Source organism: Streptomyces sp. NPDC059142 (assembly GCF_042755665.1).
In the GTDB taxonomy this organism is placed as follows: Bacteria; Actinomycetota; Actinomycetes; order Streptomycetales; family Streptomycetaceae; genus Streptomyces.
Map to the genome: position 1 here is coordinate 1 of NZ_JBHZDA010000169.1, position 7,537 is coordinate 7,537.

5 protein-coding genes and 1 pseudogene are annotated in these 7,537 nt (G+C 70.8%); 5 read left to right on the forward strand and 1 reads right to left on the reverse strand.

Going from position 1 to position 7,537, the window contains the following annotated elements:
* Positions 1–188: 188 nt before the first annotated feature.
* The 4 genes from ACFXPK_RS31940 (at position 189) to aspA (ending at position 5,003) form a co-directional block, all read left to right on the forward strand.
* Complete coding sequence (locus ACFXPK_RS31940) at positions 189–926, forward strand: FadR/GntR family transcriptional regulator (RefSeq protein WP_384996812.1); 738 nt, start codon at positions 189–191, stop codon at positions 924–926.
* Entirely contained in the window at positions 923–2,476 is a 1,554-nt protein-coding gene (locus tag ACFXPK_RS31945; RefSeq protein ID WP_385080658.1) for an amino acid permease, read from the forward strand. Before ACFXPK_RS31940 ends, ACFXPK_RS31945 begins: the two co-directional genes overlap by 4 nt.
* A gap of 2 nt (positions 2,477–2,478) precedes the next feature.
* Entirely contained in the window at positions 2,479–3,501 is a 1,023-nt protein-coding gene (locus ACFXPK_RS31950) for an asparaginase (protein ID WP_385080660.1), read from the forward strand.
* A gap of 83 nt (positions 3,502–3,584) precedes the next feature.
* A complete protein-coding gene (gene aspA / locus ACFXPK_RS31955; protein WP_385080661.1) occupies positions 3,585–5,003 on the forward strand; it encodes an aspartate ammonia-lyase in 1,419 nt (472 codons plus the stop codon).
* A gap of 107 nt (positions 5,004–5,110) precedes the next feature.
* Here the strand turns inward: aspA and ACFXPK_RS31960 are convergent, their stop codons facing one another.
* Complete coding sequence (locus ACFXPK_RS31960; protein ID WP_384996820.1) at positions 5,111–6,664, reverse strand: alkaline phosphatase D family protein; 1,554 nt, start codon at positions 6,662–6,664, stop codon at positions 5,111–5,113.
* Positions 6,665–7,101: 437 nt separating this feature from the next.
* Here ACFXPK_RS31960 and ACFXPK_RS31965 point away from each other — a divergent pair.
* Positions 7,102–7,537 (forward strand): annotated as a pseudogene (locus ACFXPK_RS31965) (hypothetical protein); the annotation flags it as partial.

Consider the following 7,537-nt stretch of genomic DNA (forward strand, 5'->3'; position numbering starts at 1 on the left):
CACTGTTGGGGTGTGTTGTGGGGGGTGCGGGGGGGGGGTTGGGGGGGGGCGGCGTGGGGCTCCCCCGGCCCGGGCCCCCCCCCGCCGCCCCCGACAGGCCCCGGCGCGCCCTGCGGATCCGCCGGGACCGTACAAGATCCCTGTTCAGACCCTTGACAGTTCCGGTTCACGCAAATCAGGATGCCCGGGTGAACCTGTCAGACAGCCAGACAGCCGGGGACCCGCCCAGAAGGATCAGCGCGATGGAAGCCGTGCTGAACCATCTGCGCGGCGCCATCGAGCGGAGCGAGTACGCGGTAGGGGAGAAGCTGCCCTCCGAGGCCGAGCTCTGCCGCCGTCTCGAAGTGAGCCGCCCCGTGCTCCGCGAGGCCCTGCGGGCACTCCAGACGATGGGGCTGACCGTCTCACGTACCGGACGAGGCACCTTCGTCGTGTCCAACGGACCGGTGGAGGACCCCACCTTCGGCGACTACTCGGCGAGCGACCTCCTGGAGGTACGCCGCCATGTGGAGATCCCCGTCGCCGGGTACGCGGCCACCCGCCGCACCGCCGAGGACCTCGACCACCTCACCCATCTGCTGGAGCGGATGGAGCAGGAGACCGACACCACCGCGTGGGTGGCGATGGACACCCTCTTCCATCTCTCGGTCGCCCAGGCCGCCCAGAACCCGGTCTTCCGCCGGGTCATAGAGGAGATCCGTGACGCGCTGGCCCGCCAGTCGGCGTTCCTCAACGAACTCGGCGGGCGGCGTGAACAGTCCAACCTGGAACACCGGGCGATCGTCGAAGCCCTTGTCGAGCGGTCCGAGAACGACGCCGTCGACGCCATGACCCACCACCTCGCACGGGTCGAGTCGACCCTGACCACCATCGTGCGCTCCCCCCACCATGCGACACCCCCCGAAGAAGGCGAAGACCAGGCGTGAGCGAGCAGTCAGTCCAGACCGAGCAGCAGGCGCGGCGGCCGGAGAAATCTCCGGTCCCCCCGGGCGCCCATGTCGACGCCGGCGACGCCGGATACAGCAAGGCCCTGAAGTCCCGGCACATCAACATGATCGCCATCGGCGGCGCCATCGGCACCGGGCTCTTCCTCGGTGCCGGCGGCCGGCTCGCCAGCGCGGGCCCCTCCCTCGCCGTCGCCTACGCGGTCTGCGGCCTGTTCGCCTTCCTCGTGGTGCGCGCCCTCGGCGAGCTGGTCCTGCACCGGCCGTCCTCCGGCGCCTTCGTCAGCTACGCCCGTGAGTTCATGGGCGAGAAGGGCGCCTTCGTCGCGGGCTGGATGTACTTCCTGAACTGGGCGACCACCGGGATCGCCGACATCACCGCGGTGGCGACGTACACCCACTACTGGGGCATGTTCTCCGACATACCGCAGTGGGTGCTCGCGCTGATCGCCCTCGCGGTCGTGCTGACCGTGAACCTCATATCCGTGAAGATCTTCGGTGAACTGGAGTTCTGGTTCGCGATCATCAAGGTCGGCGCGCTCGTCCTGTTCATGCTCATCGGCATCTTCCTGCTGGTCACCCAGCACCCGGTCGACGGCCACACCCCCGGCCCCTCGCTGATCACCGGCAACGGTGGTCTCTTTCCCGCCGGGATGCTCCCGATGCTGCTGGTCATCCAGGGTGTCGTCTTCGCGTACGCCTCGGTCGAGCTGGTCGGGGTCACGGCGGGCGAGACCAAGGAGCCGGAGAAGATCATGCCCAAGGCGATCAACTCCATCATGTGGCGCGTGGCCCTCTTCTACGTCGGCTCGGTCGTCCTGCTGACGATGCTGCTGCCCTGGAACAAGTACTCCGCCGGTGAGAGCCCCTTCGTCACCGTGCTCTCCAACATCGGCATCCCGGCGGCGGGCGATGTGATGAACCTCGTCGTCCTCACCGCCGCGATGTCCAGCCTCAACTCCGGCCTCTACTCCACCGGACGCATCCTGCGCTCCATGTCGATGTCGGGATCCGCGCCGAAGTTCACCGGGGTGATGAGCCGCAGCCAGGTGCCGTACGGCGGGATCCTGCTCACCTCCGGCATCTGTGTGCTCGGGGTCGGCCTCAACTACGTCGTACCCAGCAAGGCGTTCGAGATCGTCCTGAACTTCGCGGCGCTCGGCATCCTCTCCACCTGGTCCATGATCATGATCTGTCATCTGCTCTTCTGGCGGAAGACCAGGGAAGGGCTGCTCGCCCGCCCGAGCTACCAGCTCCCCGGCTCCCCGTGGACCGAGATCGTCACCCTGCTCTTCCTCGCCTCCGTACTGGTCCTCATGTACGCGGACGGCGGCGCCGGCCGGACGACCGTGCTGGCCCTGCCGCTGATCGCCGCGGCGCTGGTCGGCGGCTGGTACGTGGTGCGCGGCCGGGTCGGGACCATCCGGGACGCGGCAGCCCGCGAGTACGCCGCCGCCACGGATGCTCCAGGCACCACCGGCACCACCGGCACCACCCGCGCCACCGACCGCGACCAGAACACCGAGAGCTGACCATGGACGACCTCACCACCCGGCGCCGCACCCCCGGCGAGCCCCCCGCCGTCCGCGCACCGGGCCATGTCCCCCTCGCCCATGTCGTCAGGGGAGGCGTCGTCGAGGGAGTCCACCACGGCTCGGTCGTCGTCCTGGCCGCCGACGGCGGTGTGGAGTTCCTGGCCGGGGACATCGAGGCCGCGTTCTACCCGCGCTCCGCCCTCAAGCCGCTCCAGGCGGTCGCCCTGCTCCGTGCCGGGCTGCCCGTCCCCGACGACGAGGCGCTGGCCCTCACCGCCGCCAGCCACTCCGGCGAGGAGAGCCACCTCGCCGTCGTCCGGCGCATGCTCGCCTCCGCCGGGCTCACCGAGGACGACCTGGGCAACACCCCCGACCTGCCGTACGGGGCCGAGCAGCGCGACGCCTGGCTGCGCCGCGGCCTCGGGCCGAGCCGCCTCGCCCAGAACTGCTCGGGCAAGCACGTCTCCATGCTCAGGACCGCCCAGGCCCGGCAGTGGCCGCTGACCGGCTATCTCGACCCGGGCCACCCGCTCCAGAAGGAGATCGCCGGGACCGTCGAGGAGCTGACCGGGCAGCGCATCGCCCGGGTGACCGTCGACGGCTGCGGCGCCCCGCTGTTCTCCGTCTCCCTGCACGGCCTCACCCGGGCCGTCGCCCGGCTCGCCACCGCGGCCCCCGACACCCATGAGGGCCGGGTCGCGCACGCCATGCGCGCCCACCCGGAGCTGGTCTCCGGCACCGGCAGGGACGTGGCCGCGCTGATGCGGGCCGTCCCCGGGCTGCTCGCCAAGGACGGCTTCGAAGGCGTCCAGGTCGCGGCGCTCCCGGACGGCCGGGCCGTCGGCGTGAAGATCTCCGACGGAGCGGACCGCGCCCGGATGCCGGTGACCGCCGCGGCCCTCGCCCTGTGCGGCGTCGACCTCGCGCTGCTCGACGCGTTCGCCCGTACCCCCGTGACCGGCGGCGGCCAGGAGGTGGGGAGCCTGCGGGCGGCGGGCGCGCTGGCTCCCGCCGCCCCCTGACGAGCCCGCCTCCTCAGCGGCCCCGGGCCGCGCAGGCCATGTCCGGCCGACTCCCTCCCCCCTCCACGAAGGAACCCTGTGCCATGACTGCCGGCCACCGCTCCGAACACGATCTGCTCGGCGACCGCGACATCCCCGCCGACGCGTACTGGGGCGTGCACACCCTGCGCGCCTCGGAGAACTTCCCCATCACCGGGACGGCGATCTCCGCGTACCCGCATCTCATCGACGCGCTCGCCGCCGTGAAGGAGGCCGCGGCCCGCGCCAACGAGGACCTCGGGCTGCTCGCGGCGGAGAAGGCCGCGGCCATCGCCGCCGCCTGCCGGGAGATACGGGAGGAGGGCAGGCTGCACGACCAGTTCGTGGTCGACGTCATCCAGGGCGGCGCCGGCACCTCCACCAACATGAACGCCAACGAGGTGATCGCCAACCGGGCGCTGGAACTCCTGGGCCACGCCAAGGGCGACTACGCCCGGCTGCACCCCAACGAGGACGTCAACCTCAGCCAGTCGACGAACGACGTCTACCCGACCGCCGTCAACGTGGCCACCATCATCGCCGTACACGAACTGCTCGACGCGATGACCGTCCTGCGCGAGGCGTTCGCCGCCAAGGCCGAGGAGTTCCACGACATCCTCAAGATGGGGCGCACCCAGCTCCAGGACGCCGTGCCCATGACGCTGGGCCAGGAGTTCTCCGCGTACGCGGTGATGCTGGAGGAGGACCAGAGCCGGCTGGCCGAGGCCGTTCTGCTCGTCCACGAGATCAACCTCGGCGCGACCGCCATCGGCACCGGCCTCAACGCACCGGCCGGCTACGCGGAGGCCGCCCGCCGCCATCTCGCCGCCATCACCGGGCTGCCGCTGGTCACCGCGGCCAACCTGGTGGAGGCCACCCAGGACTGCGGGGCGTTCGTCCATCTCTCCGGGGTGCTCAAGCGCATCGCGGTGAAGCTCTCCAAGAGCTGCAACGATCTGCGGCTGCTCTCCTCGGGACCGCGCGCGGGCTTCGCGGAGATCAACCTGCCGCCGGTCCAGGCGGGCTCCAGCATCATGCCCGGCAAGGTCAACCCGGTGATCCCCGAGGTCGTCAACCAGGTCGCCTTCGAGGTGATCGGCAACGACGTCACCATCACCATGGCCGCCGAGGCGGGACAGCTCCAGCTCAACGCCTTCGAGCCGATCATCCTGCACTCCCTCTCGGAGAGCATCACCCATCTGCGGGCCGCCTGCCTCACCCTCGCCGAGCGGTGTGTCTCCGGCATCACCGCCAACGTCGAGACGCTGCGCGCCACCGTGGAGAACTCCATCGGGCTCGTCACCGCGCTCAACCCGCACATCGGCTACACCGCCGCGACCGAGATCGCCAAGGAGGCGCTGGCCACCGGCCGGGGTGTCGCGGAACTCGTCCTGGAGCGCGGTCTGCTCCCGGCCGACCGGCTCGCCGCGCTGCTGCGCCCCGAGGTGATCGCGGGTACGGGACCGCGTCCCGTCTCCTCGTAGCGCGGGCGCGCGGGCGCGCGTGGCCCCCGCCGCGCGGCGCGCCGGTCCTCAGGTACTCCAGGGGTACGGGACCGGCGCGCCCGTACGGCGGGCTCGCGCGCCCCGGTTCAGACGGAGTGCACGCCCGGCCTGCCCGCCTCGGTGACGAAGGACATCCGGGTCGACACCGGGGCGCCGGGGGTGGTCACGTACGGCAGGACCCGGAAGTCGGCACGGCAGCTCTGCGGGGTGAGGGAGCAGCGGACGTAGCCGCGCTGGTAGTTGGTGAACTTGATGTGCTCGTTGGCGGCCAGCAGATTCGCCCCCGACGGGTCGAGGTCCATGCCGTCCATCTTGGTCGAGACGGAGGTGCCGACGAACTCGACCCCGATGGTGGGGGAGTCCGGGTCGTCGAAGTTCCGCTTGAGGTCCGCGGCGAGATGCCGGTGCATGTCGCCGGTGAGGACGACGGGGTTGGACACGTTCCGGTCGTCGATCTCCTTGAAGAGCCGTTCGCGCGAGGCCACGTAGCCGTCCCAGAAGTCCATCACGAAGGACTGGCCGGGCCCGGGGTCGGTGTCCACCTGGTTCATGGCGATCTGCTGGGGGATCAGATTCCACTTCGCGTCGGAGCGTCCGAGGCCGTTGTAGAGCCAACGTTCCTGCTCGGCGCCGAGGATGGTGCGGTCCGGTTCGAGCCGCTCCTCGCAGCCGGTCTTGGTGCCGTCGCCGCACGGCTGGTCGTCGCGGTACAGCCGGGTGTCGAGGATATGGAACGTCGCCATCCGCCCGTACCGGAGGCTGCGGTACATCCGGGCGTCGAAGCCGCTCGGCTTCTGCGGCAGCCGCAGCGGGAGGTGCTCGTAGTACGCCTGGAACGCGGCGGCGGCGCGCACGCGGAAGACCGCCGGGTCCACGTCCACGTGCTTGGAGCGGTCGCCCGCCCAGTTGTCCTCGACCTCGTGGTCGTCCCAGACGAGGGCGAACGGATGGGCCTGGTGGGCGGCGATCAGATCGTCGTCGAAGCGGTGCAGCGCGTGCCGGTTGCGGTACTGCGTCAGATCCATCGGCTCGGGGCGCAGCTCGGCGGCGACGGGGGTCTTGCGCACGCCGCCGTTCGCGTCGATGGGGTTCTCGTAGATGTAGTCGCCCAGATGCAGGATCAGATCGACGTCCTCGTCGGCGAGATGCCGGTACGCGGTGTAGAACCCCTCGAACCACGCCTGGCAGGAGACGAACGCGAAGTTCAGCGAGCGGGGGTCGCTGGTCGGCGAGGGCGCGGTGCGCGAGCGGCCCACGGGGCTGAGCACACCGCCGGCGAGGAAGCGGTAGTAGTACTGGCGGCCCGGTTTGAGCCCGCTGACCTCGACATGGACGGAGTGGGCGAGTTCGGCCACCGCCCGGGTCCACCCCCGCCGTACGACGCGCCGGAAGCGCTCGTCCTCCGCGACCTCCCAGCGGACCTTGACCGCGCGCGGGTCCATGCCGCCGGTGCCGTCGGGGGAGAGCGGGTGGGGCGCGAGCCGGGTCCACAGGACGAAGCCGTCCGGCCAGGGGTCGCCCGACGCGACGCCGAGGGTGAAGGGGTTCTCGTGGAGGCGGCGTTCGGCCGCGCCCGCCCGGCCCGCCGACAGATTGCCGGCGGCGACCGCCAGTGCGACCGTTCCGGTGGCGCCGAGCATCGCCCGTCTCCCGAAGCCTGAGACTGTGCTGATCCCACTGTTCATACGCATGAATCCTGGTCCGTTCGTCGTGCGCGATCCCCGCGTGACCCGAGGCGGAAATGACGCGTGATTTAACGTCCGTTCATGTTGTAATCACACGGTGAATATCACACGTATTCACCCGTCACAAGACCACCCGCCGCCAGGTCGACAACGCCTGTCGCAGGCGACTGTACGGCGGCGTCGGGGCGAAGACCGGTCGCGCCATGGGGTGTCCAATCAGCACCTGTGTAACACCCTTGACACTCCTCGCGAGCGGCTCATAGTGTCCACGCCACAGAATTCACGTTAGATTTCACATGGAGACGTGTCGTCTTCACGCCGGGTGGGTGGCGAAGGACAACGTAAGAACGATGTGATGCGCCGTTAGCCCGGCGCGCAGGAAGGACGTGTCCGTGTCCGTTCCCTCCGCCGCGGGGCACGTACGCCCCTACGGTCTGCGCTGCGACCACCGCGTCACGCCCCTGGGCCTCGACGAGCCGGAGCCCCTGCTCTCCTGGCGGCTCGCCTCCGACCGCCGGGGCGACGACCCCGTGGCCCAGCGGGTACGGGTGGCACGGCTCCCCGGAGACCTCGCGGAGGACGGCACGGGCGGCGAACCCCTCTGGGACAGCGGACCGCTGACGGACCCGCACGCGGTCGGCGTCCGCTACTCCGGGCCCGCGCTGGAGCCACGGACCCGCGACCACTGGCAGGTCACCGTGGAGCCGGCCGGCGCGGCTGAGCCCACCGAGGCCGGATCCTGGTTCGAGACCGGCCTCGTCATGGCGCCGCCGGGCGCGTCGGACGGTCCGTCCGGCAGTTCGGCCGACGGTCCGTCCGCCACCGAGG

Coding starts and splice junctions, on each gene's coding strand:
- ACFXPK_RS31950 (WP_385080660.1), top strand. CDS start 2,479: ATGGACGACCTCACCACCCGGCGCCGCACCCCCGGCGAGCCCCCCGCC.
- ACFXPK_RS31960 (WP_384996820.1), bottom strand. CDS start 6,664: ATGCTCGGCGCCACCGGAACGGTCGCACTGGCGGTCGCCGCCGGCAAT.
- aspA (WP_385080661.1), top strand. CDS start 3,585: ATGACTGCCGGCCACCGCTCCGAACACGATCTGCTCGGCGACCGCGAC.